At 63.3% G+C, this 26,024-nt stretch carries 20 protein-coding genes; 9 read left to right on the top strand and 11 right to left on the bottom strand.

Annotation, left to right across the window (positions count from 1 at the left end; genetic code table 11):
- Nucleotides 1-19: 19 nt before the first annotated feature.
- From ATN37_RS31720 to ATN37_RS31710, 3 genes are read right to left on the bottom strand one after another with little or no spacing between them, the layout of a single operon-like run.
- Nucleotides 20-4,039: a lipid II flippase MurJ gene (locus ATN37_RS31720; RefSeq protein ID WP_218696091.1), complete on the bottom strand. Its 4,020-nt coding sequence runs from the start codon at nucleotides 4,037-4,039 to the stop codon at nucleotides 20-22.
- Nucleotides 4,036-6,390 (bottom strand): DUF6049 family protein, encoded by a 2,355-nt coding sequence (locus ATN37_RS31715; protein ID WP_058037556.1) that lies wholly within the window; start codon nucleotides 6,388-6,390, stop codon nucleotides 4,036-4,038. The genes ATN37_RS31720 and ATN37_RS31715 overlap by 4 nt, the downstream gene beginning before the upstream one ends.
- Nucleotides 6,387-6,959 carry an NUDIX hydrolase gene (locus ATN37_RS31710; protein ID WP_030537486.1) on the bottom strand — a complete coding sequence of 191 codons (573 nt, stop codon included), beginning with the start codon at nucleotides 6,957-6,959 and terminating at the stop codon, nucleotides 6,387-6,389. The genes ATN37_RS31715 and ATN37_RS31710 overlap by 4 nt, the downstream gene beginning before the upstream one ends.
- Nucleotides 6,960-7,070: 111 nt before the next feature.
- On the opposite strand from ATN37_RS31710, the gene ATN37_RS31705 reads away from it, so the two are divergent.
- The gene (locus ATN37_RS31705; protein WP_003942535.1) at nucleotides 7,071-8,522 is read left to right on the top strand and encodes a CCA tRNA nucleotidyltransferase; all 1,452 of its coding nucleotides are present in this window, start codon (nucleotides 7,071-7,073) and stop codon (nucleotides 8,520-8,522) included.
- Here the strand turns inward: ATN37_RS31705 and ATN37_RS31700 are convergent.
- Genes ATN37_RS31700 through ATN37_RS31685 form a run of 4 tightly spaced genes read right to left on the bottom strand, consistent with a single transcriptional unit; the run spans nucleotide 8,506 to nucleotide 13,077 of the window.
- A complete protein-coding gene (locus ATN37_RS31700; protein ID WP_058037557.1) occupies nucleotides 8,506-9,813 on the bottom strand; it encodes an MFS transporter in 1,308 nt (435 codons plus the stop codon). The genes ATN37_RS31705 and ATN37_RS31700 overlap by 17 nt on opposite strands.
- A 23-nt stretch (nucleotides 9,814-9,836) precedes the next feature.
- On the bottom strand, nucleotides 9,837-11,474 hold the full coding sequence (locus ATN37_RS31695; protein ID WP_218696090.1) for an acyl-CoA dehydrogenase family protein: 1,638 nt from the start codon (nucleotides 11,472-11,474) through the stop codon (nucleotides 9,837-9,839).
- A complete protein-coding gene (locus ATN37_RS31690; RefSeq protein ID WP_042924289.1) occupies nucleotides 11,458-12,081 on the bottom strand; it encodes a TetR/AcrR family transcriptional regulator in 624 nt (207 codons plus the stop codon). The genes ATN37_RS31695 and ATN37_RS31690 overlap by 17 nt, the downstream gene beginning before the upstream one ends.
- Nucleotides 12,082-12,135: 54 nt before the next feature.
- Nucleotides 12,136-13,077, bottom strand: a complete 942-nt coding sequence (locus ATN37_RS31685) for an NAD-dependent epimerase/dehydratase family protein (RefSeq protein WP_218696089.1) — start codon at nucleotides 13,075-13,077, stop codon at nucleotides 12,136-12,138.
- A 134-nt stretch (nucleotides 13,078-13,211) separates the two neighbouring features.
- On the opposite strand from ATN37_RS31685, the gene ATN37_RS31680 reads away from it, so the two are divergent.
- From ATN37_RS31680 to ATN37_RS31670, 3 genes are read left to right on the top strand one after another with little or no spacing between them, the layout of a single operon-like run.
- The gene (locus ATN37_RS31680) at nucleotides 13,212-13,907 is read left to right on the top strand and encodes a TetR/AcrR family transcriptional regulator (protein WP_020971476.1); all 696 of its coding nucleotides are present in this window, start codon (nucleotides 13,212-13,214) and stop codon (nucleotides 13,905-13,907) included.
- A gap of 53 nt (nucleotides 13,908-13,960) precedes the next feature.
- Nucleotides 13,961-14,566 carry a YqgE/AlgH family protein gene (locus ATN37_RS31675; protein WP_003942572.1) on the top strand — a complete coding sequence of 202 codons (606 nt, stop codon included), beginning with the start codon at nucleotides 13,961-13,963 and terminating at the stop codon, nucleotides 14,564-14,566.
- A 55-nt stretch (nucleotides 14,567-14,621) separates the two neighbouring features.
- A complete protein-coding gene (locus ATN37_RS31670; protein WP_007729106.1) occupies nucleotides 14,622-14,840 on the top strand; it encodes a hypothetical protein in 219 nt (72 codons plus the stop codon).
- On the opposite strand, the gene ATN37_RS31665 is transcribed toward ATN37_RS31670, so the two are convergent.
- Entirely contained in the window at nucleotides 14,833-15,813 is a 981-nt protein-coding gene (locus ATN37_RS31665) for a bile acid:sodium symporter family protein (RefSeq protein ID WP_003942582.1), read from the bottom strand. The two genes, ATN37_RS31670 and ATN37_RS31665, sit on opposite strands and share 8 nt — an antisense overlap.
- Nucleotides 15,814-15,817: 4 nt before the next feature.
- Complete coding sequence (locus ATN37_RS31660) at nucleotides 15,818-16,987, bottom strand: MFS transporter (RefSeq protein WP_218696088.1); 1,170 nt, start codon at nucleotides 16,985-16,987, stop codon at nucleotides 15,818-15,820.
- A 162-nt stretch (nucleotides 16,988-17,149) separates the two neighbouring features.
- Between ATN37_RS31660 and ATN37_RS31655 the strand changes: the two genes are divergently transcribed.
- Nucleotides 17,150-17,845, top strand: a complete 696-nt coding sequence (locus ATN37_RS31655; protein ID WP_042924298.1) for a FadR/GntR family transcriptional regulator — start codon at nucleotides 17,150-17,152, stop codon at nucleotides 17,843-17,845.
- Here ATN37_RS31655 and ATN37_RS31650 read toward each other — a convergent pair.
- Nucleotides 17,814-18,773: a DUF1648 domain-containing protein gene (locus ATN37_RS31650; RefSeq protein WP_308125248.1), complete on the bottom strand. Its 960-nt coding sequence runs from the start codon at nucleotides 18,771-18,773 to the stop codon at nucleotides 17,814-17,816. The genes ATN37_RS31655 and ATN37_RS31650 overlap by 32 nt on opposite strands.
- Nucleotides 18,774-18,778: 5 nt before the next feature.
- Nucleotides 18,779-19,273: an SdpI family protein gene (locus ATN37_RS31645; protein ID WP_218696087.1), complete on the bottom strand. Its 495-nt coding sequence runs from the start codon at nucleotides 19,271-19,273 to the stop codon at nucleotides 18,779-18,781.
- Nucleotides 19,274-19,374: 101 nt separating this feature from the next.
- Here ATN37_RS31645 and leuS point away from each other — a divergent pair, with 101 nt between their 5' ends.
- The 4 genes from leuS (at nucleotide 19,375) to ATN37_RS31625 (ending at nucleotide 25,997) form a co-directional block, all read left to right on the top strand.
- Nucleotides 19,375-22,221: a leucine--tRNA ligase gene (leuS, locus tag ATN37_RS31640; protein WP_218696086.1), complete on the top strand. Its 2,847-nt coding sequence runs from the start codon at nucleotides 19,375-19,377 to the stop codon at nucleotides 22,219-22,221.
- A 145-nt stretch (nucleotides 22,222-22,366) separates the two neighbouring features.
- Entirely contained in the window at nucleotides 22,367-23,470 is a 1,104-nt protein-coding gene (locus tag ATN37_RS31635; RefSeq protein WP_218696085.1) for a DNA-binding protein, read from the top strand.
- Between the two features lie 226 nt (nucleotides 23,471-23,696).
- Nucleotides 23,697-24,032: a hypothetical protein gene (locus ATN37_RS31630; protein ID WP_118605282.1), complete on the top strand. Its 336-nt coding sequence runs from the start codon at nucleotides 23,697-23,699 to the stop codon at nucleotides 24,030-24,032.
- Nucleotides 24,033-24,491: 459 nt separating this feature from the next.
- The gene (locus ATN37_RS31625) at nucleotides 24,492-25,997 is read left to right on the top strand and encodes an MFS transporter (RefSeq protein WP_256933600.1); all 1,506 of its coding nucleotides are present in this window, start codon (nucleotides 24,492-24,494) and stop codon (nucleotides 25,995-25,997) included.
- Nucleotides 25,998-26,024: the final 27 nt, after the last annotated feature.

The raw sequence follows: 26,024 nt of genomic DNA, 5'->3' as shown, positions 1-26,024 counted from the left end.
TCAGAAGGGCCAAGGGCGATCACTTTGCAGCAGTGAAAGCAATCTCCGAGATGGATGTCTGGTTTTGTCCGGATTCGGTGCTGAGCTGCGTAATCCAAACCAGGACATACTGACCCGAGCCATCCGAAGTGACTGGAATGTCGGTCACACCGTTCTTCAGGACACCCGATCCGATTTCCTTGGTCTGATCCAGTGAAGTATTCGCAGAAGGGGCAGAACGGATTTCAACGACGGTTCCCGGCGAATCAGACGTGATCGCAACGTTCTTCAGGTTGGCGGCATCGGCAAGACTCACCATCAGGCCGACACCGTTCTTCAGTGACGGGAACGGCTGGAAGTACGAGTCCGACGACCACGCAGTGGCCGGGTTGCCGTCGATGGCGTTCTTGGCCGTTGCCGGTTGATCCGGCGTGCCCTGGGGTGAGAACACCGTTACGGCCGAGGCAGCTACCGGCACGGTTGCCGCCGCCGGTGCGGGCGCGGGTGAATTGTTCTCGGGCGCAGTGGCTTCGGTGGTCAATCCGAAACTCTGCTCGCTGAGAGGGGTGTCGTTACTACCACCCGAGAGGAAGCTCGCTACCCACACCACAAGGAGAATCAGGACGATCACGGTGAAGACGCCGAGTGCCGTCAGTGCCGCGAGCATCCGTGTCGACTTCTTCTTCTCGGCCTCGATGGCTTCGGGGTCGTTCAGTGCATGACCGGACGCTCCCTGTTCGCGGTGGCCGAGACGAAGTGCCGGAATCATTTCCGTCTTGTCGTTCACGACGGATGCCTGATCGAGGATGTGCTGCACGGTGGCAGCAGTGCGGATTCCACTCTCCGACTGCAACGCTCGAACCGCAACGGCCGAGATGTCGAACGGAACCTCCGGACGGACGACCCGAGGCTCGACGATGTTCCCGTCGGCGCCGCGGCCGGCGGGAAGCAAACCACCGACGGGACCGGCGGACGGTTCGGCCAGCGGCCAGCGCGCCGTGATGAGCGAGTACAGCATGGCGCCGAGACCGCGGACGTCGCTGGTGGAATCGGCGTCGGCAAGCGTCGCCGGGAACGCCAGTACGGCGTCACCGTTGATGCTGATGCGAACGCGGTCCGGGTGGTCGATGGACAGCGCACCGCCGGTGCGGTGAGCAGCTTCGGCAGCCGCCGCGAGGGCGCGAATGGCGCGGGCCGCACCGATCGGCGACGGCGTCGTCTCGGCCATCTCACGCAGCGAACGGCCGGGAGTCCATTCGGCGACGACGATGCCGCCCGAGCTTCCGCGGACGACGTCGAGGACGCGAGCCAGACCGGGCGAGTTGATTCGTCCCAGGCGCAGAGTGCGTGAGAGAACTGCCTGCGGTCCGGACTGGCTGTCGTCGTCACCGCGCTGATCGGCGTCGACGAACGTCAGGGCTACTTCACGGTCGAGCTTGACGTCGAGAGCTTCCCAGAACTGCAGTCCGCGGGTTCCGCCGTGCGGCGCGAGCAGACGGTAGCGTCCGCCGGCGACAGATGCGCCCGGGATGAGCTTCGGTCCACGGGGCATCGGTCGCTGGGCCGGTCGTGATGCGGATCCGGCGGCAGGTGTGCGAGGTGCAGTGGGCGGTGTCTGAGCGGCAGCCGTCTTCTGAGATTCGGGTGCCTTCTTGTCCGGAGCAGGCGTCTTCGGCGCGGGTGTCTTCGAGACAGGTGCTGAAGGTGTCTTCGACACGGGCGCCGAAGGTGTCTTGGACACACTGACCGGAGGTACCGGCGGAGCGGCCTTCTGCACCGGCGGCTGCGGCTTCTGACCCTGCGGGCTTTGGCCCTGCTGCGGTCGCTGTGCGGGCTGCTGTGGCTTCTGACCCTGCTGTGGCTTCTGGCCGGAAGATGCGGAGGAACTCGTGGATGCAGGTGTGCCCGACGATGCCGTTGACTTCTGTTCGGACGCTTTCACGGCAGAAGTCCCGGCACTCTTGTTGCCGGAAACGTTGTCGTCGCTCACCCTCGCTCCTTCTCCATCGATAGCCCGTCCCCGAATACGCGCGGGTTGCGATCCTGTACGCCCATGACCAGGGTACGGGAGCGCACCCGGTCGTTCTTGCTCGTTTGATTCCGTTCTGATTGCAGGAATCAGCTCGGTGACGTCGTCGTCGGTGTTGTTACGTGTGTCCGGTTCGGCGCGACCTGTCAGTGAACGAATCTTGCGGGAGACCGCAACCGTTACCGACAGGACTTCCGGAACCTTCTTGAAGTAGAGAATCGTGAAGGTGATCGCGAGCATCAGGATGCCGCCGACGGCGACGCGAACCATCGAGCCAGGTCCGCCGAAACGCTCGGTGAGTTGATCGAATCCGAGGACCCGGTCGACCGCGAGCATGGTCAACGACCCGGCTAGCGAGGCGAGTACGACGGACCAGACTGTCTTGCCCACGTTGGCCATCTGCAGGTTTCCGAGGCTGCGGTGCAGGAGGTACCCGCCGATGACGGCGCCGGTGATGTATCCGAGACCGTTGGCCGCACCGAGCAGGATCACGACCTGATCGCTGTTGGATGCGAAGACCGGAGCGAGCGCCGAGAAAGCGATTTTCACTGCAGTGATGCCGAGAACGATCCACGTCGGCGTCCAGGCCTGTTCGCGGGCGTAGAACACACGAAGTTGGATCAGGACCAGCGCGTACGGAATCAACGTGAATGCCGACCAGCTCACGGCGGTGCCGAGTCGTTCGGCCTGTTCGGGTCCGAAGCGGCCGTAACCGTAGAGCGCTTCACCGACCTGCGGACCCATGAAGGTCAGGAACATGATGATCGGAACCAGCGTGATCATGGTCAGACGCGTTGCGACCGACAGATCGTCCACGACTGCCGGGGTGTCGTCAGCCGCAGCGTTGCGGCTCAGGCGCGGCATGATCGCGGTCAGAACCGTCACTCCGAGCACGCCGTACGGGAGTTGCAGGAGCAACCAGGCCTGGCTGTAGATGGCAGGGCCGGCTTCGTCGGCATGTGAGGAAATCTTGGTCGCGAAGATCATGCCCATCTGGCTGATCAGGACGTACAAGACGATGGCGACGGCCATGCCGCCGAACTGGCGCAGGCGGTCGTCGAGACCCCACAGCGGCTTGAGCGAGATCTTCTCGCGGCGAAGCGCGGGGATCAGGCTGGCTGCCTGCACGATGACGCCGATGGTGATGCCGATGCCGAGGGTGAGCAGCTTTGCATCGCCCATCGAGACCGGATCAAGCGAGATCTCACCCGGAGTCAGGCGATAGACCACGAGCACCACGAGGACGACGACATTGTTGAGTACGGGAGCCCAGGCTCCGGGCTTGAAGATCTGTCTGGTGTTCAGAAACGCTGTGAACAGCGCCGACAGCCCGTAGAACAGGATTGCCGGCAGAAGCAGATAAGACAGCGCCGTGGTCAGGTCGGTGCTGACCTTGCCGTCTTCGGACAGGAAGACGTATTTGGTGAGTACGGGTGCTGCCAGGGTCGCGAGCAGCGCGGCCATGCCGAGTAGAACGAGCGACGCCGTGAAGAGGCGTCGGACAAACGCTTCGCCGTGATCGGCGTCCTCCCGCTCGGCGCGAACCAACACGGGGACGACGATGGCGGTCAGCACGGCGCCCAGAACCAGTTCCGCGATCATGTTCGGAATCTGGCTGGCCACGGTGAATGAACTGGCGATGGCCGGGCCGAGGACCATCAGGATCATCAACTGCTTGGCGAATCCCGTGATACGGCTCGTCAGCGTCGCGATCGCGATGGAACCCGTTGCCGCGAGGAGTCGAGAGTTCGTCTCCTTGCGTTCCCCGACCTGGACATGGGCGTCGGTGTCGAACTCGTCCGACGTGGTCGTCGCCCGGTCGGCAAACTCCATCTCGGCTTCGCGGTACCGGGGGTAGTCGCGGATCACCGGGATGGTCATGGTGGGTGCGTCGTCGAAACGTGCGTCCGGGTTGACCGGCTGGATCGGGTAACCGCGCTCCCACGGTGGCATCCGAGGATGCGAGCGGGTCGTGGCACTCTTGCGGGTGATCGCCGAGCGGCGACCCTCCTCGGGTGGATTCCCGGTCATGAGCGTTCGTACCCTTCATCTGCTGGGTCCGGCTGACCCTTGAATCGATGCCACAGCCGTCGCCCTGCCAGGAACAGCAGCAACCCTCCCGCTGTCGCCGTCACGGCGGCCAGGGGACGACCGTACGCATTCGACCGTACGGTCACGCTGGTCGGCGTACCCAATTGGCGGCCATCTGTCGTGGTCAGCGAGAAGTTGACTTCCAGCTTGCGAGAATCGTTCATTTCCGCGGGCACAGTCAACTGTCGGCTACCTCGCGGCGGAAGCTGTTTGGGACCGATGTCACTGATCTGCATCTCGGGTGGGGCTTCCACACGCAGGTCGACGTTGATGGCGATGGGCAGCTCGTTGCGCGCCACCAGCAGGAGCGGACTCTGCCCCGACGCGAGGGTGTAGACGCCGCCCGGAGACACCACACTGACGGCCCGGTACATCCCGTCGACGGCTTCGGTGACGTTGTCGGCGCGGATGGTCGCGGCCCGCTCCGCCCGATTGACCGACGCGGAGTCGACGTTGCGGCGATCGGCCAAGGTCATCGAACGGAGCAGATCTTCGCGGAGCGGCGCCGTGAATCCCCGGGGGGTGAGCGAAGCCGCCGGATCGTCCACGAGCGAAGCTTCGAGCCCGTCGATACGCGGAAGTTGGGTGGTTGCGGTCTCGACGACGGACGTTTGCGGACCGTCCTGGGTAGCCCGGTCCGGGTAGTCGAGAGTGGCGGCGTCCGTCGCGCCCGGTTGCCTGCCGAGCAGTGCCGGCAGGGCCTGAGGTGAGGCGAGCCCGGACCGGATGAGGGTCGCGAGCATCGAGAGCACCGCCGTGGCGTCGTTGCTGTCGGCGGTCCACAGTTGCGGCGGCGCGAAGATCTGATTGCGCGGCAGCGACGTCGGCGTCAGCGCGGCCCAGGCCATCGCCCCCAGCGCGTCCTGACGCCGGGCGCTGCGCGATTCGATGTCGATGGTCGGCGCGGTGTCGTCGGGGATGTACGACGGGACCTGCGGCTCCGAGCCGGTGGCGGCCAGCGCCGCTGCCGCCGAGGTGTCGAAGGCAAGCGCGTCGAGTGAGCCGGTTATCCGCGACGACAGCTGCGGAGCTGCCGAGTCGACGGAAGTGTCAGCCACCATCGCTGTGGTGGGATTCACGCTCAGCACCTCTGCGGTGGCCGAGTCGAGGACACCCGAATCCGGCCAGACGAAATCTCGCAGTGAGGTCACGCCGAGGATGTTGTCGACGATGTCCGCCGGCCGTGTGAGCGCGGTAGCCGTCAACTCCGGATTGGCCACCGAGGTGACCGCGGCGAGATCGGACTGCGCGAACGGAACCGCCGTCGTGCACATCGAGGACGCGAGCGTCTTCACCCGGCCGAGCCACTGGTTGGCGGCGTCGCTGCCGCGGCCTTCGTGCGACGGCCCGGTGGGGTCGGACGAGTTGTCGGCCACGAGGTATCCGCGAGTCATGTTCTCGACGGTGATCAGAAGGTCGGGGTCGATTGCCAGGCAGAGCGCATCCGTGACGCGGCGATCGGTATCGCTCTCGGGCTTGGTGGCGTTCTCCACCGCATCGACCAACGCGTCCAGACGGCCGCCGTCGGAAAGTTCGGTGGCAAGTTCGTCGTCGATCAGGCGTACGGGCTCGTTGACCGCGCCGGGGATTCCGCCGACGAGTCGTGGCGCGTCGGCCAGCGGCCACATGAGCGTGACGCCGATCGGGGCGGACGTGTCGGGGGGAACGACGGCCGTGGCGGACGAACTGGGGGTTCCGGCTGTGGCGTTCGATTCGGCTGCGGCCGGCACACCGAGGACGGGGAGCAAGAAGCGTGCGTCGTCGAGTCGGGCGGCACCGCCGTACTCCGGGGTCCCGTTCACGTTGACGAGCATCGGGTAGACGCCGGGTTCGGTGATGTCGAGGGACAACCCGGTTGTGCTCCGGAGCGGCAGGGTGAGCGTGAACTGCTTGGACTGGCCGGTGTCGAGGGTGGTGGCGACGGTGTCGAATTCGCCGACCGTGTCGAAAACAGCCTGGTCGAAATCGAGTGCTGCGCGCACGTCCGAACTGGAGTCGATCGCGGGAGCACGTTGCAGCCTCACTCCGACGTCCTCGACGGGACGGTCACCGACGTTCTTCACCGTGCCCTTGACCACGACGTTGCGGTCGCTGGTGGTCGTCACCGTGGTCGGTGCGGTGGAGTCGATGGTCAGCTGCAGAAATTTGGCATCGTTGGTGTTTCGCGCCGGGGCGCGCTCACTGGGCTGGCTGGACGGCGCTGCCCATGCGACGGCCGTCGTTGCAGGCCCGAAACCGACAGCGGCCATCACCAGAGCGGCCACACCGGCCCGCCGCAGTGCCATTCTCATCCGGCGTCCGGTTCCTTCGGGCGCTGTTCTTGCCGTATTTCCGTTCGCGGCATCTCGGCGATCATCTGGGACGCGAGTTCTGCGAGTTTGCGCTCGTCGGCGTATGCGAGGCGCGAGTGCAATTCCGTCAGCGGCACCCAAGCGACTTCGGTGACCTCGATGTCCTCGTCGGAGAGTTCACCGCCGAGAAAGCGGAGGAGATAGTGGTGCACGGTCTTGTGGACGCGTCGACCTTCGGTCACGAACCAGTAGTCGATGCTGCCCAGCGGTGCCAGGACGGTTCCCTGGATACCGGTTTCTTCTTCGACCTCACGCATCGCGGTCTGCTCAGCGGTCTCACCTTGTTCGATATGGCCCTTCGGTAGCGACCAGAGCAGGCGTCCGCGGCGGTCGGTTCGGCCGATCAGTGCAGCGCAGAGGCGTTCCGGGGGTCCTCCCCAGCCGTCGACGACCAAGCCGCCCGCAGAAGTTTCACGGACGGTTCGCATCAAAGGTTTATCGGGGTTGCCGACGGCAGGTCGACGCCGCGGGTTGCGGCGACTCCTGTTTGTTCGTTCGGCACCAGACACCTCATCGATACTAGTTGGCGTTGCAGCGTTGCCCGGTAACCCGCGCAAAGCGGTCTATCGCGTTCGTATGCGCGTTCTGCTATTTGCGCACCTTAAGTAAGCTCCTTTCACGTGACTGTCCCTACCTCCGACGCTGATCGCCGCCTACGACTGCTTGCCGACGCCACCGCAACGCTCGGCACGTTGTCCGACGTGTTGAACCCGCTCGGTGAGCGTTTTGCTGCGGCCGGTCACGAGCTGTTCCTGGTGGGTGGCAGTGTTCGCGACGCGATCCTCGGCCGCTTCAGTGGCGATCTGGACTTCACGACGGACGCCAGGCCGGAGAAGGTTCAGGCTCTGCTCAAGGGCTGGGTGGACAAGCAGTGGGACACGGGCATCGAGTTCGGGACCATCAGCGCCATCAAGCACGGCCAGGAGATCGAGATCACGACCTTCCGGGCCGACGCTTACGATCGCGTCTCTCGTAATCCGATAGTCGAGTACGGCACGACGTTGGCCGACGATCTGGTGCGCCGCGATTTCACCGTCAACGCGATGGCGATGAAGATCGGCGCGGACGGTTCCTACACGTTTGTCGATCCGTTGAACGGCATGGACGCGCTGTTGGCCGGAGAGCTCGATACGCCGTCGGCGCCGGAAAACTCGTTCAACGACGATCCGCTGCGGATGCTGCGTGCTGCCCGGTTCGTCTCGCAGCTTGGTTTCACGTTGAACAATCGTGTTTTCGAGGCCATCAAGGAGATGGCGTCGCAGATCGAGCGAATCACCGCCGAGCGTGTGCAGGTGGAGCTGAACAAACTGATGCTGGGCATGTACCCGGTGGACGGCATCAACATGATGGTCGACTCCGGACTGGCTGCATACGTGCTGCCCGAGGTTCCGCAGATGAAGCTCGAGATCGACGAGCATCACCAGCACAAGGACGTCTACCAGCACTCCCTCACGGTGCTCCAGCAGGCGATCGATCTCGAAGAAGGCGATCCGGACCTTGTATTGCGTTGGGCAGCACTGCTTCACGACATCGGAAAGCCGGATACCAAGCGTAACGAGCCTGGCGGTGGGGTCAGCTTCCACCACCACGAGGTGGTCGGCGCCAAGCTGGTGCGCAAGCGCATGCGGGCACTGAAGTTCTCGAAGCAGATGGTCGACGACGTCTCACAGCTCGTGTTCCTGCACTTGCGTTTTCACGGCTACGGCAAGGGACAGTGGACCGACTCGGCGGTGCGGCGGTACGTCACCGACGCGGGCGAGCTGCTCCCCCGCTTGCACAAGCTCGTGCGGGCCGACTGCACCACACGCAACAAGCGTCGCGCCGCGCAGCTGCAGGCCACGTACGACGACATCGAAGAGCGGATCGCGCGCATCGCCGAGCAGGAAGACCTTGCTCGGGTGCGTCCGGACCTCGACGGCAACGCCATCATGGAACTGCTCAACATCCCGGCCGGCCCGCAGGTGGGCAAGGCATGGACGTTCCTCAAGGAACTACGTCTGGATCGCGGCCCGCTCGAGCGTGACGAGGCCGAGGCCGAACTGCTGAAGTGGTGGGCTACCCAGCAGGGCTAGTTTCTCGTTTCTTGCGGTTGATCAGCACCGCTGACAATCCGGCGGCATAGACACCCGCACCGGCAACGGCCAGGCCGACGCTCTTGCCGTCGGGTGCGATCACCGTCGACGCTGCCGCGATCGCACCGATGAACGCGACGTTGAACACGGTGTCCTGCAGGGCGAATACCTGACCTCGACGGTCGTCGTCGATGTCGATCTGCATGGCCGCGTCGCCGCTGAGTTTCACGGACTGGCCGGCGATGCCGAGCAGGAAAGCGGCGATCAGCAGCGACCCCTGAGTCAGCGTGGTCACGAAGACGAGCTGGACGAGAACCGCGCACACCAGGGCGTAGGTGATCGTCCGTGAGCGACCGATCCGCGGGATGAGGAACGGTGTGATCAATGCCGCGATCAGCATTCCGATTGCCGTGGCGCCGACGGCGACGCCGAATCCGGCCATCCCTCCGGGTAATTGGGAGCCGTTCGAGGTGTCGCGTAGGACCAGCACCATGATGAGGGTGTTGATGCCGAAGCAGATGCGGTGCGCTCCGATTCCGATCATCGCCGTGGTGACGCCGGGCGCCTCCCAGACAGCGGTTGCCCCGGTGCGCAGTCCGGCCGTCACCGAACGGACGGCACTGGCGCGGACCACTTCGTCGGCGACCGGACCAAGTGAGCGGGCCGTGAACCTGGCCGCGGCGAGGGCCGCGATCACTGATCCCAGTGCTGCGATGGCCACGGCGGCGCCTGACGCTCGATCGCCCGCGCCGATCACACCGATGATCGCCACCGCCGCCGAAGCACCCAAGGCTGCTATCACCGAACCAGCGGTTGTGAGAACGGAATTGGTTGCCACCAGCCACGATTGCCGGACGACCTTCGGCAGGGCTGCGGATACGCCTGCCCCGACGAAGCGACTGACTCCGATTGCAGCAAGCGCACAGGTCAACAACAGAGTGTCACCGCCGCCGGCGACCAGCAGCACCGCAGTGGTCAGGATGAAGAGCCCGCGGAGCACGCTCGCCCACAGGAGCACCAGGCGGCGGTCCCAACGATCCAGCAGAGCGCCGGCAAAGGGGCCGATCACCGAATAAGGAAGGAGCAGTACGGCAAAGCCGGCCGCTATCGCCACCGGATCGGTTTCGCGTTCCGGGTTGAAGAGGATAGCGCCGCCGAGCGCGGCCTGGAACATTCCGTCGCCGAACTGGCTGGAAAAGCGGACGAGCGCCAGCCTTCCGAGGCCGGGTGATTCACGCAGGGTGTGCAGTACGCGCTGCCAGGCCTCGCGGCGGTTCGAGGCTCGGTTCATAAGCGGAAACTGTAGTGGGTGGGTCAGGCGCCGATCTTGACGGTGGCCCGCTCGAGGATCGGCGCGACGTCGACGCCCCTCGGCAGCGTTCCGAACACACTCCCCCAGCTGTTTCCGAGCCGACTCGCGCAGAACGCGTCGGCCACCGCGGGGTGCCCGTAGCGGAGCAACAGCGAGGCCTGCAGCGCGAGCGCCATGTCGCCGACGATCTTTCGTGCCCGGTATTCGATGTCGTCGAAATCGCCGAAAGCCGCCTGGAGATCCCGCACGGCCTGATCGAAGTGGCCGTCCACTCCACTGGCTCGTCTCAGCTCGTCGAAGAACACCTGCAGTGTTTCGGGTTGCTTGGCCATCGCCCGCAGTGTGTCGAGCGCCGCGACGTTGCCGGAACCCTCCCACACCGAAAGCAGCGGAGCCTCGCGATAGAGGCGCGGCATCCGGGATTCCTCCACGTATCCGTTTCCGCCCAGACACTCGAGTGCCTCGGCAGCGTGGATCGGTCCGCGCTTGCAGACGAAGTACTTACTCACGGCCAACGAAATGCGTCGTAGTGCGCTGGCGTGGGCATCGCCTGCGGTTGCGCGGTCGGTCAGAGCGGCCAGCCACATCGCCACGGTGGTCGACGCTTCCGATTCCACCGCCAGATCTGCCAGAACGTTTCGCATCAAGGGTCGGTCGATCAGGTTGGCGCCGAAAGCACTTCGATGCGTCGCGTGGTGAACTGCCTGCATGGTGCCGACGCGCATGCCGGTGGCCGTGCCGATCGTGCAGTCCAACCGGGTCATGTTGACCATCTCGATGATGGTGCGCACGCCCCGGCCTTCCTCGCCCACCATCCAGGCGAGAGCGTCGCGGTACTCGACCTCGCTGCTCGCGTTGGAATGATTTCCCAACTTGTCCTTCAGACGCTGCAGGTACATGTTGTTGAGCGAGCCGTCCGGCAGGACCCGAGGAAGGAAGAAGCACGACAGACCGCCCGGCGCCTGAGCGAGGACGAGGAACACGTCCGACATCGGTGCGGAGGTGAACCACTTGTGGCCTGTCAGGAGATAGCTACCGTCGGATTGTGGCACTGCCCTTGTGGTTCCGGCACGAACATCCGAACCGCCCTGTTTTTCCGTCATCGACATACCGGCGATCAATCCGGGTTTGATGAGGGGAGCTTTCAGCGCCGAATCGTAGTGCCGCGTGGTCAGGAGGGGTTCGTACTGCGCGGCCAGATCCGCGTTGTGCCGCAGCGCGGGGATCACGGCGTACGTCATGGAGATGGGACAGCCGTGACCGGCGTCGGTTTGACCCCACACGGCCATCTTCGCGGCGCGGACGAGGTGTGCGTGTGGTTTCGGGTCAACCCACGGAGCGCCGTGCAGTCCCAATTCCACTGCGGTGCTCATGAGTTGGTGATAGGCGGGGTCGTAGCGGACCTCGTCGATACGGTTGCCGTAGCGGTCGTGGGTTCTCAGGACAGGTGGGTGCTCCTCGGCCAGATCGCCCCACTCCTGGGCCTGCGCGCTTCCGGCGCGGATTCCAACCTGATGAACCTCCTCGAGTGCGTCCGAAGCTCCTTCACGTTGCAGTGCCTCGAGAAGCGGCGCGTATTCGGCTGCGTCGTAATCGATCAGGGGCGGAACCTGATTGGTGACTTCATGCGTGGGTGTCATCGAAGCTCCCTAACGATCGAAGGGTGAAGGCGAGAATGGCGTCGATCGCAGCGGGATCGGTGGTGCCGCCGCGCAGTGGAAGGATCAGGGCCTCGCCGATTGCCCCGACGATGCACGCTGCCGTCAGAGTGGCGTCCTGTGGCGGTATCTCACCGGATTCGACTGCTGAGCGAATTGCGGTGGCCAGGCAATCGCGGAACGATTCGCGAAACATCAACCGCTGTTCGTCGACGAGAGGATCTACCGGTTCCACCAGCAGTGCATAGGCGAGAACCGGTGCGCGCATGGCACGTTCGGCGAAGGTCCGAACTGACGCTGATACAGCGGAGCGGTGGTTGCCTTCCAGATGTCGGGCGCTGTCTCCGGCGTCCCGAGCTGCGGATACCTCACGGCTGCAGACTGATTGGAACACTTCGGCGAACAATTCGCCCTTGCCGTCGAAATGTCGATACAGCGTCCCGGTGCCGACGCCGGCGTTCTTGGCCACCGCGGCGATGGAACATCCCGCATAGCCGTGGGTTGCCACTGCCGTCGTGGCGGCCTCGAGCAGCCGGGCGCGTTGTGCGTCCAATCTTTCCTGTACTGCCGGAGTGCGGCGATAGGCCATGTGAAGAAGTGAACACCCGTTCCGTTCTTGCGTCAAGAGCCCCCACCTGCAGGTTCAGGCAGCAGCGGCGCGAGCCTGTTCCTCGCGCCACCACGCGACGGTCGCTTCGGCGGCCTGATCGAGCGGCGTCGGCGAGAGTCCGAGCAGCACTTCGCTGGCGCTCGAGTCCATGACGAACGGCTTGGTGAACTGGTAGTTCATCTCAGCGAGTTCGCGGCTGTCGGTGTTGATCTTGCCGACGGCGTCGAGCACCCAGGCGGGGAGTACACCCACCTTGGCGGGGGATGCCCCGGCGGCGCGGGCGAAGGCCTCGGCGATCTTGCGCTGAGTGAGCGCGGGGCCGGTGGGTGCGTGGAGGACGGAGTTCCAAAGTTCGGGGTTGTGTGCCGCCGCGATCATCGCTGCTGCGAGATCGGGGATGTAGGTGAAGGAGTGCGGCTGATCTGCGGAACCGATGACACGAATCTTCTTACCTGCCATGACTTTCGGAACCATGCGCTCGCCCGCGTGGGCGGTGCGGACGCGGGGACCGAAGAAGTCCGAGGCCACGACGCTGACGGTGGGTGTTGCAGAGGCCTCGCGAGCGCGCAGCAGCGCGGTGCGCACGCCGCGCTTGCCACCGGTGGCGTTGCGTGGATCGGATTCGGTCATCAGGGTGTCGGAGTTGTAGGCGTAGAGGCTTTCGGGGAAGACCACGACGGCACCGATGGATGCGGCCGCGTCGAGCACAACCTTCTCGGCCGCCGGGAGTTCCCGCTCCCAATCGGCTGCGTTGTAAGCAGCGTGGATGCAGTGGTAGATGGCCGTGGCGCCCTCGCTGACCGAGCGCAGGGCCTCGGCGTCCGAGACGTCGACGCGTCGGCGGTCGATCAGCGGGTGCTCGGGCCCGCTGCCGGACCTGGTCAGGAGCCGGACGTTGATTCCCTGCTCGGCGAGCTGTAATGCGACGGCGGATCCGACGGGTCCTGCTCCGGTGACGATTTCGAGGTTCGACATGGTGTGCTCCTTCTTGTTTCGAGTGAACTGAGAGCACTGCTCTCGTTTTCAAGAATGCACCCGCGCCTCGGTGCTGTCAAGAGCAGTGCTCTCTTTTGTTGATAGTGCTCTCGGTCATGGGGCAAGATGGACTCATGGTTGGGACTCCCCGAGAGCGGGCGCGCGAACAGACGCTGCAGGACATCACCCGGATCGGGCGCGAGCATCTTGCTGCCGTCGGCGCCGCCGCGTTGTCCTTGAGGGCCGTCGCGCGTGATCTGGGAGTCGTGTCCTCAGCGGTGTACCGCTACGTCGCCAGTCGCGACGAACTGCTGACCTTGCTGGTGGTGGACGGGTACACGGAACTGGGCGCGGAAGTGGACTCCGCCGTGAATGCCGTTGCAGCAGAAGATTTTCGCGGACAGTTCATTGCTCTCGGACGTGCCGTCCGGAGTTGGGCGATCCGGGAGCCGGCTCGATACGGATTACTGTTCGGCAGCCCCGTCCCCGGTTACGACGCTCCGGGCGAGCAGACCACCGGCCCTGGCACCCTCGTCGTGACCCGGCTGATCGGGATCATCGACGCCGCCCATCGCGCGGGTGCACTCACGGTGCGAGAGGGCCCGGACCTGAGTGACACGCTGGCAACGGACCTCGAGGGAGTGCGGAAAGAACTGGGCACCGACCTGCCGCCGGATGCCGCGGTGCGCGCAACTCTCGTCTGGGTATCGCTGTTCGGTTCGGTGAACTTCGAGGTGTTCGGGCAGTACGGAAGCGATACGTTCACCGACGCGAGCGAGATTTTCGAGCGGCATTTGGCACTACTTGCCGATGTGGCGGGTCTGACCTGAACACGCTTGTGTCTCGTTCCTCCGCGCGCAGTTGTCGGTGAGATGATGTCCTTGTGGCGCACGCAGAAGAACCCGAGGATCGAATGGCCTGGATAGAACCGGAGGTTCGTCCGGGCAGTTTGTTGGTGTCGTCGACCGATCTCACGGAACCCGCATTTCGCCGCACCGTCATCTACATGATCGAGCACAACGACGCCGGGAGCCTGGGCGTCGTCGTCAATCGGCCGAGTGAGACGGCCGTGCAGAACGTGTTGCCGCAGTGGTCACCGCTGACCGCGCATCCTTCGGCCCTGTACATCGGTGGACCCGTCAAGCGTGACTCGGCGCTTTGCCTGGGCATCGCTCGCAACGGTGCGCGGATCGACGGCGTCGCCGGCCTGCGGCGGGTGGACGGCAAGGTAGTCATGGTGGATCTGGACTCGGACCCGGAGGTCATTGCTCCTCTGGTCGAAGGAATCCGCATTTTTGCCGGGTACTCGGGTTGGACTCTGGGCCAGCTGGATTCGGAGCTCGAGCGTGAAGACTGGATGGTGATCAGCTCGCTGCCGTCGGATGTGCTGACGCCGCCCCGAGTCGATGTCTGGGCACGGGTGCTACGACGCCAGCCGCTACCCGTGGCGATGCTGGCCAGCCACCCCATCGAGGTGGAACGAAACTGACTTGTCGGAGGTCGATGATATTCCTGTGTCATCGTTTTCGAGAGAGGTGGCAGTAATGCTCGCTGAGCGTCAGATCCAGTGCGCGGATTGTGTTTCGGATGTCGATCACTGCCACGATTCTTTGCTGCGGCATGCCGACGGATCACTCGAATGCACCGGCGCGAACTGCCTCGACTTGGCATCGGTCCGCCATGCGCTGTCCATCGATTGTGCTGAACTGCAGGGCGGTTGCGGTTGCGTCGACGCGACCCGAGGCGAGTTGCTCGCTAGCTGACGCTGACCGGATCCCGATTCGCGAAGCGTTGCGCCATCGCAGCACACACGATCAGTTGGATCTGATGGAAGATCATCAGCGGCAACACGATCAGGCCGACGGGCTGGCCCGCGAACAGTACAGCCGCCATCGGTAGGCCCGTTGCCAAGGACTTCTTCGACCCGCAGAAGATGATGACGATCTGATCGGGAAGATCGAACCCGAGCTTGCGCCCCGCGAGAGTGGTCACGCCGAGAACCAGCGCGAGAATCAGGCAGCACACGATTGTGAGGATCACGATCTGCCAGATCGTGATGGTGCTCCAGATCCCCTCTTTCATGCTTTCGCTGAACGCGGCGAAGACAACGAGGAGGATCGATCCGCGATCGACGTACTTGGTGGGTTCGGCGTACTTCTGCAGCCATCCGATCACCAGCGGGCGGATCAGCTGACCGACGATGAACGGGATCAGCAACTGCACGACGATGTCGAGGATCGACGAGAAGTCGACCGTCGCCTGGCCGGTGGTGTTCATCAGCAGAACCACCAGCAGCGGTGTGACGAAGACGCCGATCAGGTTGGAGAACGACGCACTGACGATCGCGCCCGCGACGTTCCCCTTGGCGATCGAGGTGAACGCGATCGAAGACTGAACCGTCGACGGAACCAGGCACATGTAGAGGATGCCGGTGTAGAGCTCGTCGCTGATCAGCGTCGGCGACAGGAATCGCAGTGCTAGGCCGATCAGTGGGAACAGCACGAACGTCGCGGCGAGGACGACGGTGTGCAGTCGCCAGTGCTTGACGCCCTTCCAGGCTTCCTGCGGCGAGAGTCGCGCGCCGTAGAGCAGGAACAAGAAGCCGATGGCGATCTTGGTGGCCCAGTTCAGAATGCTCTCCGCGGTACCCGATACCGGGAACACACTTCCGAGCACGCCGGCGATGATGATGCCGAGGATGAACCCGTCGATGTAGAACCTACTGAGAAACTTCACCTGGCTAAGGATAACGGCGAGCTTCAGCGGGCTCTCGAGCCCCACGAAGGTTGAAGCCCATCACCGCCAGGCACAGCAGCGTCCCGATGATCGACAGCTCGATGATGGCCGTCTGCATTCCCTGGAGGGTGATGGCGATACCCGCGATGATCGACGGGATCGCCAGTCCCGCGTAGCTGACGGTGAAGAACGCGGCCAGAACTCCGCCGTGGCTCTCGCGGGCGTGGGTCCGGGCGGCGGCGTTGACGCGCTTCATGCCGCCGGCAAACGCCAGACCGTGCCCGGCGCCGACCACGACGGTGATGACGCCAAGCTGTGCCAGGCTCGGGACAAGGTCGACCACGAGGAGGCCGATCATTCCCAGAGCGAGGATTCCCAGACCGACGGTGACGGACGTGCGCGGGTCCATGCGGCTTCCGCCGAGTTGCGCGACCACCGAGCAGATCATCACCAGTGCGGCTGCCCCGCCGCCGAGCAGAAGGTTGTCGATGTTCAGCAGGCTGGTCATCCACGACGGGACCACCGACTGGAAGAGCCCGACCGCGCCCCACGACAGCGCGACGGCGAGCGAGCTGAGCCAGAAAGTCTCGCGAACAGTGGCGGGAACATGTGGCATTTGGAAGAACCGCTTCGGGCGTGTGACGTCCCCGATCCGCGGAAGTAGCAGCAACACGATCAGTGCCGGGATGAACGCGACGAGGAAGATCAGATACGGCAACCGCAGCGGTTGTGGAAGGTACTGGGCGATTGCACCGGACACGAGTGGTCCGAGCGCACCGCCCAACGCGCCCGTCACCGTCGATACGAGCGCTGCTCGTCGGTGATCGAACTTCGGTTCCTGCTCCACCAATGCGGCGCTGCCCGCCGCACTGGCCGCGCCCACCGCGATTCCCTGGGCAATCCGGCCGACGAACAACCACACCGTCGCGTCGGCAAATGCCAGAACGAGCGTGCCGACGACGCTCAGAGCGAGTGCAGTAAGGAGCACGGTGCGTCGGCCGAGGGCGTCGGACAGCGGTCCGAAGAACAGCAATGCCGGAACGAGGCCGGCGACGTAGACGCCGTAGATCAGCGTCTGGATGGTGGGCGTGAATCCGAACTCGGTCCGGTACAGCCCGTAGACGGAGGTGGGCATGTTCGCGCCCAAGAGGATCACGGTGAGGACGTAGCCCACGCCGTAGAAGTGTCGATTGGTGCGGCGTGTGCGTTCTTCGGTGGCGACAGCTGTGGCGGACGTGGGAAGCCCCTCCTGAAGACAGAGTGCGAAAATACATGGGTCGTCCTACGTATCGTAGGTGAGTGGAATGATCGCCGCTAATGCTGTGAGGATGAGCTGATGACCGTTGTTCGCAAAGAGTCCGCGTACGAGCAATCCCTCGACTGGATGCGCGCGCAGATCTCCGACGGCGTCTGGACAGTGGGCAATCGTGTTCCGACCGAGCCGGAGTTGATGAGTGTTCTCGGCGTCGGCCGGAACACCGTTCGCGAAGCGATCAAGACATTGACCTCGACGGGAGTTCTCGAGATCCGTCGCGGATCAGGGACCTTCGTGCGCGCTCGGACCGACATCGGCGGACTGCTCGGCAGACACGCGTCCGTCGACGAGATGAAATACGTCTTCGAAGTGCGTCGTGCGCTCGAGATGGAAGCGGTCCGGTTGGCGTGTGAGCGTCGCAGCGACGACGACGTCCGGATACTTCGTGAACTGGCCGCCAAGCGTGATGTCCCAGCGGAGAACTTCGTCGACGTCGATCTCGCGTTTCACATTGCCGTTGTCGATGCCGCCCACAATCCCGTGCTGAAAGATCTGTTTGCCGGAATCCTCGAAACAGTTCGAGCCACGTACGAGGTGACCGAAGGGGTGCATCCGCCGTCGCTGACGTCTTCGCATCATCAGGGAGTTGCCGAAGCCATCGCCGAACGCGATGTCACCAAAGCCAGGGCTGCGGCGTGTGGGTATCTCGAGAAGACTCAGGAAGCGATCGGTTCAGGCTCGGCGGTTACCGAGTCCGGGCGTCGGCCAATCGATTGAGTGACCCGGCGATGTCTTCGGCTCCGGGTGTCGTGATCGTGAGTCGGTCGCCACAAGCGAACGTGATGACCACCGCTGGCCCGGTGCGGGTGACGACGCCGTAGTTACGACGACCCTTGGTCTTGAGTCCCCAGCCGCCGAAGTCCGCGAACGGTTTGATCTCCGCGACGTCGGCTCCGACAACTTCCTCGATGCCGTAGGTCATCGCAGCCATCCCCATGTTGATCACCCGGATTTCCCGTTCGTCGACGATCACCCGGAAGCGAACCAGGCTGACGACGAGCAGTCCGAGTGCCCCGAAGATGAACAACGGCCAGAGTGACCGCATCGCCAACGCCATGATGACTCCGGGCGCCAGAGTAATCGCAGTGAGGATCACCGACCCCTTGGTGCTGAATCCGACGTCGTCGGAGATGGGGAGAGCGCAGCGGCTTCGCGGCAACCCGGCCGAGGGTTCGATCGTGGCAAGAGTGCGGACGCGGTAGTTACGCAGGAACGAGGCGCCGATCCACCCCAGCACCCCGCCGATGACAAAGCCGACACCGATAGACCACAGCGGGAGTGACGTCGTGGATGGATCGGTGACATCGAGTTGGGTGTAGAGCAAAGCGAAGTTCACTGTCGTGATGAGCCCGACCACGCTCAGCCCGACAACCAACATGAATCGGCGCATCATCAGCATCGCGGGAGCAAGAGCAGCAATCGCACTCAGGCCGCCACCGAAGAGCAGCGTCAGAAGTGCAATGGTCCAGGCGTTGGCCGACGGGGTGGAGAATCCGTCCGGCGAGGTGGTGGTCCAGTGAGTCGCGATCTGTTCCGGGAGGCGGGGCTCCCAAATTTTTGTCAGGACGAAGCCGAAGACCGCACACAACAGCGGAACGACTAGCCCGAATACGACCCCGGCCGGGTCGACCACGCGATGTTTCACGTGAATCAATGAGCCGGCTGGCAAGCATCCTTGAGCGCGCAGGCACCGCAGGAAGCGGTGCCGCAAGCGGCAGCGTTCGCCTTGGCCTCGGAGGTCTCCGCCACCGGCTCGTCTGCGGCAGGCTCGGAGTGGCCGCCGCAGTTGCAGTCGTTACCGCATCCGCTCTGCTGCGGGAGTGCGGCGGCTGCGCGGGTGCCGATGCCTCCACCGAAACCGGCAGTGAGGACGGCGACGACGACGGCGATGATCGCGACCGCGACGCCGAAGACTCCGCCGATGGTCAGTGCTGCGACTCCGCCGATGACCAACATTCCAGCGGCCGCGAGCATGGTCGGACCGGCCACCTTGTTGGCGAGGGCGAACGACTCCTCGCTCCGCAGGGAATCCTCGGTGCGGACACCGGCCCAGCGGTTGCGCGGGAGTTTGCCGATCAGTCCGGCGACAGCAACTCCACCGACGGCGACAGCGAGCACGAATAGCACCACAGCGACAACGATCACCCATACAGGATAGGCGCGAGTGGAGTTGATGGTATGCCCGGGTCGTGCAGGCTCTACCCTGGTTATCGGTATTTCCGTCAGCCAAGTAGATAGCGACCACAGTGACCGAGTCTCCGCAGTCCCCCGATTCACCAGTCGACGCCACCCCGCAGCACCGCTACACCGCGGAGCTTGCCGGCCAGATCGAGCAGCGCTGGCAGGACCGCTGGAGCGAGGAAGGCACGTTCAACGCGCCCAATCCGGTCGGTCCGCTGTCCTCCCCCGACGGCGTGCCCGCCGACAAGCTGTTCGTTCAGGACATGTTCCCGTACCCCTCGGGTTCGGGTCTGCACGTCGGCCACCCGCTCGGCTACATCGCCACCGACGTCTTTGCGCGCTTCCATCGCATGCACGGCCGCAACGTCCTGCACACCCTCGGCTACGACGCCTTCGGGCTGCCGGCCGAGCAGTACGCCGTGCAGACGGGCACCCACCCGCGCACGACCACCGAGGCGAATATCGCCAACATGAAGCGTCAGCTCCGACGCCTGGGCCTGGGCCACGACGAGCGTCGTAGCCTGGCGACGACGGATGTCGACTTCTATCACTGGACGCAGTGGATCTTCCTGCAGATCCACGGCGCGTGGTACGACAAGGCGGCCGGCAAGGCCCGTCGTATCTCGGAGCTGGAAGCCGAGTTCGAGTCCGGTGAGCGCACTGTCGACGACGGCCGCGACTGGGCTTCGCTGACCGTGGCCGAGAAGGCCAAGGTTGTGGACTCGTACCGCCTTGTCTACCAGTCCGATTCGATGGTGAACTGGTGCCCCGGTCTGGGTACCGTGCTGGCCAACGAAGAGGTCACTGCCGACGGTCGTAGCGACCGCGGCAACTTCCCCGTCTTCCGCAAGCACCTCCAGCAGTGGATGATGCGCATCACCGCGTACTCCGACCGTCTGGTCGACGATCTCGAGTACCTGGATTGGCCGGACAAGGTCAAGGCCATGCAGCGCAACTGGATCGGCCGCTCGTACGGCGCCGAAGTTACCTTTGCGGCAGGTGAATACGGCATCGACGTATTCACGACGCGTCCCGACACGTTGTTCGGTGCCACGTACGTGACGCTGGCTCCCGAGCACGATCTGGTCGACAAGCTTGTTGCCGACGAATGGCCGGAAGGCGTCGACGCACGCTGGACCGGTGGCGCCACTACTCCTGCGGAAGCTGTTGCGGCATACCGTAAGTCGATCGCTGCCAAGACGGACCTGGAGCGTCAGGAAAACAAGGAGAAGACCGGCGTCTTCCTCGGTTCCTACGCGATCAACCCCGTCAACGGCCACAAGGTTCCGGTCTTCATCGCCGATTACGTTCTGACCGGCTACGGTACCGGCGCGATCATGGCTGTTCCGGGACACGATCACCGTGACTGGGAGTTCGCCAACGCTTTCGGTCTCGATATTCTCGAAGTTATTGCCGGCGGCGATGTTTCGGAGGCCGCGTACTCCGGTGACGGCGCTCTGGTGAATTCCGACTACCTCGACGGTCTGGACGTGGCTGAGGCCAAGGCCACCGTCATCAGCAAGCTCGAGGAGTCCGGTCACGGAAAGGGCACCATCCAGTACAAGCTGCGCGACTGGCTCTTCGCGCGTCAGCGTTACTGGGGCGAGCCTTTCCCGATCGTGTACGACGCTGCCGGAAACGCGCATGCTCTGCCGGATTCGGCTCTGCCGGTGGTTCTTCCGGAGGTCGAGGACTACGCACCCGTGTCCTTCGATCCGGACGACGCCAACTCCGAGCCCTCTCCCCCGCTGAACAAGGCAACCGACTGGGTCAACGTCGAACTCGACCTCGGCGACGGCCTGCAGACCTACCACCGCGACACCAACGTCATGCCGCAGTGGGCCGGTAGCTCGTGGTACCAGCTTCGCTACATCGACCCCACCAACCAGGACACGTTCTGCGATCCGCAGAACGAGGCCTACTGGACGGGCCCGCGTCCGGAGCTGCACGGCCCCAACGATCCCGGTGGAGTCGACCTCTACGTCGGCGGCGTCGAGCACGCGGTGCTGCACCTGCTGTACTCGCGGTTCTGGCACAAGGTGCTCTTCGACCTGGGCTACGTGTCCTCGAGCGAGCCGTACCGCCGCCTGTACAACCAGGGCTACATCCAGGCATTCGCGTACACCGATGCCCGCGGCGTCTACGTGCCGGCAGAGGAGGTCGTCGAGCGTGACGGAAAGTTCTTCTACGAAGGCGCCGAGGTCAACCGCGAGTACGGCAAGATGGGCAAGAGCCTGAAGAATGCCGTTGCGCCGGACGAGATCTGCGCCGAGTTCGGTGCAGACACCCTCCGTGTGTACGAGATGTCGATGGGTCCGCTGGACACCTCGCGTCCGTGGGCGACCAAGGACGTTGTCGGTGCTTCGCGATTCCTGCAGCGCGTGTGGCGCGTTGTCATCGACGAGGAGACCGGCAAGCCCCGCGTCACCGACGAAGCTCCTGGTGAAGAGACTCTGCGTGCGCTCAACAAGGCAATCGCCGGTGTCGTCGAGGATTACACCGCGCTGCGCGACAACACGGCCGCCGCGAAGCTGATCGAGTACAACAACCACCTCACCAAGGCGTTTCCGGGCGGTGCGCCGCGTGCTGCTGTCGAGCCGCTGGTGCTGATGCTCGCTCCCCTGGCGCCGCACCTCGCGGAAGAGCTGTGGTCGCGTCTGGGTCACACGGAATCCCTTGCGCACGGACCCTTCCCGGCAGTCGAGGAGAAGTGGCTCGTCGAGGATACCGTCGAGTACCCGATCCAGGTCAACGGCAAGGTTCGTAGCCGCATCAGCGTCCCGGCGGACGCCGATCGCAAGGCTGTCGAAGAGATCGCGCTGGCCGACGAGAAGATCGTCGCTCTGCTCGAGGGCAACGCACCGCGCAAGGTGATCGTTGTGCCGGGCAAGATGGTGAACATAGTTCTGTAGGGCCTTCGGCCCCTGTGCGCCGTTTCGGTAGTTACCGCTACCGAAACGGCGCACAGGTGTATCTGGGGGACGATCCCCGATAGATTGCGAGATATATTGTCCAGCAGAGAAGTTACATTCAGTCGGTATCAGAAATGGATCAAGTGTGCTCAATGCTGCGAGGGTCTTTCGCATCGATGGCCAGAACGCCCTCCCATTCGGCCAGTCCACGCTCAAGCGACACAATCTGGTGGAGTCTGACTTGGAGCGTTGGGTAGTCGCCAACCCCGACGTTCTCGGTACAGGCGTGCAGATAGTGGCGACTCAATATGACAAGTGGGCATTACCGTCGGGCGATCGCGAAAAGTCCCGCCTCGATGTGTTGGCCCTTGACCCATCTGGCCAACTGATCGTCGTAGAGTTAAAGCGCGGCTCCGACAGCAAGATACATCTGCAGGCACTGACGTACGCCGCAATGGTTGCATCATTCACCATGGACACGCTGGCCGAAGCGCATGCGGACTGGTGCAATCAGCAGAAACTTGACGATATGCCGACGATTACCAGCGCTGAAGCTCTGAACAGGTTGCGTTCGGTGGTGGCTGGAGAAGGAGAATGGACTCCTGATCTCCTCACGCGCCCCAAAATCGTACTCATCGCCGAGAGTTTCCACCCGCAGGTTTACACGACCGTCAAATGGCTTACAGAACTTGCCCCGACAGCACTCGACATCGAAATCCACACGGCAACGCTCTTTGTGATCGACGATTCGGAACCCGAAGTGCCACAGCAGTTGTGCTTGACATTTCACTGCGAGTTCCCAGCTGAGGGAATTGAGACCAGAATCCTTACGGCGGGGATCCCGCACGAAGCCGTGGACCAGGTAACGATGGAAATCGTTGAACGTAGACGCAACAAGAAATCTGTCCACATCATTCAGCAATACGGGCTCATCGAACCTGGCGAACTTCTCACTCTTGAGTTAGGCACAGCAGTCAATTCTGCCGTTCGTGCGGATGTCGAACGATGGATTTCGGAAGACAATAACCGTGGGCGTGCCGAATGGGTTGGCGGTACAACCAAAGTGCTGCGTTGGTGCGCAGAACCGGACGGTACATCGTGGTCTCTTACGGGCCTTGGAAAGCACATCATCGAACGGGCAACGCAATCGAAGCCGCACGTCCTGTCGGGGCCGGGTGTGTGGCTGCGAGGCGGCCGGACTCTTTACGACATTGCAAGCAACTTCCAGGAAACGGATGAGGACAGCTGAGTTCAAGAATGTGATCGGCGCGGTTTGCGTGGAGCATCCTGTATGTAGAGCTTATATCTCGAGTCGCGTGCAGGGGTTCGACAGCATTGGTGGGGGCGTGGATATCTGAGGTCTGTACCAATGCTGTTCGGTCACGTGCGCAGAATCTCATGTTCATTCGTTTGCAAATCAATCTGATCGGTATCCCGGCTTCCGGCGACCTCCCTGTATTGAATACCGAATCGCAATGATCGATGTCACCGGAACGATCTCGATGCCTACGCGTTGTGTGGCTGCGATATTCGAGGTGCTGATTGCGCTGGCAGGATGCGCGAAGGAAGCTGACGTAGAAGGTGAATCCGTGGTTCGGGGCGCATCAGTAAACAGAAATTTGACCGAATCTCTTGCGTGTCAATCTGTTATCCGAGATTCGGCCGATACTTTGGCTCAGGCTCCGAGCGATGCCGCGTTGTCCCGTCAGCATCCGCAAGCTCCCAGCGGATTGTTTGGCAATGGGACTGTTCTGCCTTGCGTCGACGACGACACAGTCGGGAACCGGTCGCTTGACGTCATCGTCAAGTAATGGGGGGTCGATATTCCCCCGGGCAAGTCCGCTGAATACTTCGACACCTTCGTCCAGGTGTGGAAGGGCTTCGGATGGAAGGTGTTGGTGGCCGAAGGCGGGCTCAAATCGTCGACTGCGCGCGGATCCGACGGCTATGCGTTCGATCTCTCTGCGAATACCAACGGAGACCTGATTGTCAGTGCGTCGTCTCCCTACGTTCAAGTTCGAACCGAAAATCATTGCCGTTGCTCACAATCCAGGGACTTCGGCTTCGTGTGGCCAATCAGTCGTTGTCCTGATTGTCCCGCTCCGCGGAACATTCCGTAGCGCGCGTTCGAAGCGAGGGCTGTGATGCAGGTAACACGTTACCGAGATCGGTAGCTGTCGTTCCATTGCACTTCCCGGCAAGGCCCCCGTCGACGGTATTCGACAGGGGGTCAATCGAATTCGTAGGTATCCCGAAAGGATCTTCCAGCCATGGCGTCTCATGTCCACAGCGACGGTTCGTCTCCCAGTTTGCCCGAACCGACATCGATACCCGAGCGGTGGACTCCGCGACTGGTGTTCTCCCTGGCGTCGATCGTTCTACTTCTCGAGATGCTTGCAGTGAGCTACATGATGATCTCCACTGCTCTCCCTGCCATCTCGGTGCACTATCAAACGACGCAGGGAGCCTGGTTGCTCACCTCGTTCCTGCTGCTGGGCGCGGTCGCGTCTCCTCTGCTCGGCAAGCTCGCCGACATGTACGGCAAACGAAAAGTCCTGCTCTTTGCTGTCGCCGGCGCAGCGGTCGGATCCTTCATTTCGGCGATAGCGCCGAGCTACGCGATCCTGATTCTGGGCCGGTCGCTGACGGGTCTGCTCGTTCCCTGCCTGTTCCTGAGTTACTCCCTCATTCGAGATGTTTTTCCGCCGAAAACTGTTGCCTTGGCCGTCAGTATCGCGACTTCCGGTATGGGTTTGATTGCGATCCCGGCGCCGTTCCTGACCGGTTGGCTGATCGATAATCACGGTTTCCGGAGCATCTTCTGGTTCTTCGTCATCGGGTTGGTTCTCCTCGGCGGTATGATCTTTGCTTCTACCGCGGAATCAGCTGTGCGACTGCGCTCTTCACTGGACCTGATCGGTGCGGTACTGCTCGGATCGGGCATCGCCGGAATTCTGATCGGCGTCAGCTTCGGACCTACCTGGGGCTGGAAGAACGGTTCGACACTGGCCTATCTGATCGGCGGCGTCGCACTGCTGGCGGCTTGGGTTGCCTCTGCTCGAGCCATCCGTGAGCCCTTGATCGACCTGCGCTACTTCGGCAAGCGTTCGGTGATGCTCACCGCCGTCGGTGCCGGGTTCTGCTACGGCGCATCGGGAGTCTTCACGATTTTGCTGCCGATGATGGTGATGACCCCCGCAGTTCTCGGCCTGGGATACGGATTCGGCGTCACGGCAGAGGGATTCGCGATCTTCCAGGCACCGCTTGGAGGCATGGTTGTGGTCGGTGGCTTGATTGTGGGCTTCCTCGTGGGACGCAACATTCGACCGCGTCTGCTGATGATCACCGGAATGATCCTCATGGCAGTCGGATTCACCTTGACGGCCACCATTCACGACAACAAGCCGCTGCTCATCATCTTTGCCGGAATCTTCGGTGTCGGTATGGGTATGGGCTACGCCTCCATCCCGAACCTGCTCATTGAAGCAGTGCCGCCGCAGTTGCAGGCAACCACAGCGAGCATGGTTGCGGTCTTCCAGAGCATATTCCCCGCAGTGCTTCCCGTCATCGCCTTCACAGTCTTGAACTCGCACATCGCGATGGCGATGGAGGGCGCTGTGTTCTACACCGACGAGGGCATGCGCATCGCGTTCCTGATCGGTGCTGCTGCAGCGGTTCTCGGTGCGATCGCAGCCGTTTTCCTGCCGCGAAACATCGTCCAGATCGGCGCTGAGGACGGCGCGGCGCAGGAGACGTCCCTCCTACCTGCTCACTGATCGGAAAGGCTGCGCGTGTAAATCCGC

This window comes from Rhodococcus sp. MH15 (assembly GCF_019266045.1).
Lineage (GTDB): Bacteria > Actinomycetota > Actinomycetes > Mycobacteriales > Mycobacteriaceae > Rhodococcus_F > Rhodococcus_F qingshengii.
The sequence above is the reverse complement of the archived record's forward strand: the minus strand, read 5'-3'. Positions and strand labels throughout refer to the sequence as shown.

Coding starts and splice junctions, on each gene's coding strand:
- ATN37_RS31680 (WP_020971476.1), top strand. CDS start 13,212: ATGGTTGGGACTCCCCGAGAGCGGGCGCGCGAACAGACGCTGCAGGAC.
- ATN37_RS31700 (WP_058037557.1), bottom strand. CDS start 9,813: ATGAACCGAGCCTCGAACCGCCGCGAGGCCTGGCAGCGCGTACTGCAC.
- ATN37_RS31720 (WP_218696091.1), bottom strand. CDS start 4,039: ATGACCGGGAATCCACCCGAGGAGGGTCGCCGCTCGGCGATCACCCGC.
- ATN37_RS31695 (WP_218696090.1), bottom strand. CDS start 11,474: ATGACACCCACGCATGAAGTCACCAATCAGGTTCCGCCCCTGATCGAT.
- ATN37_RS31670 (WP_007729106.1), top strand. CDS start 14,622: ATGCTCGCTGAGCGTCAGATCCAGTGCGCGGATTGTGTTTCGGATGTC.
- ATN37_RS31630 (WP_118605282.1), top strand. CDS start 23,697: ATGATCGATGTCACCGGAACGATCTCGATGCCTACGCGTTGTGTGGCT.
- ATN37_RS31690 (WP_042924289.1), bottom strand. CDS start 12,081: ATGGCCTATCGCCGCACTCCGGCAGTACAGGAAAGATTGGACGCACAA.
- ATN37_RS31625 (WP_256933600.1), top strand. CDS start 24,492: ATGGCGTCTCATGTCCACAGCGACGGTTCGTCTCCCAGTTTGCCCGAA.
- ATN37_RS31655 (WP_042924298.1), top strand. CDS start 17,150: ATGACCGTTGTTCGCAAAGAGTCCGCGTACGAGCAATCCCTCGACTGG.
- ATN37_RS31685 (WP_218696089.1), bottom strand. CDS start 13,077: ATGTCGAACCTCGAAATCGTCACCGGAGCAGGACCCGTCGGATCCGCC.
- ATN37_RS31715 (WP_058037556.1), bottom strand. CDS start 6,390: ATGAGAATGGCACTGCGGCGGGCCGGTGTGGCCGCTCTGGTGATGGCC.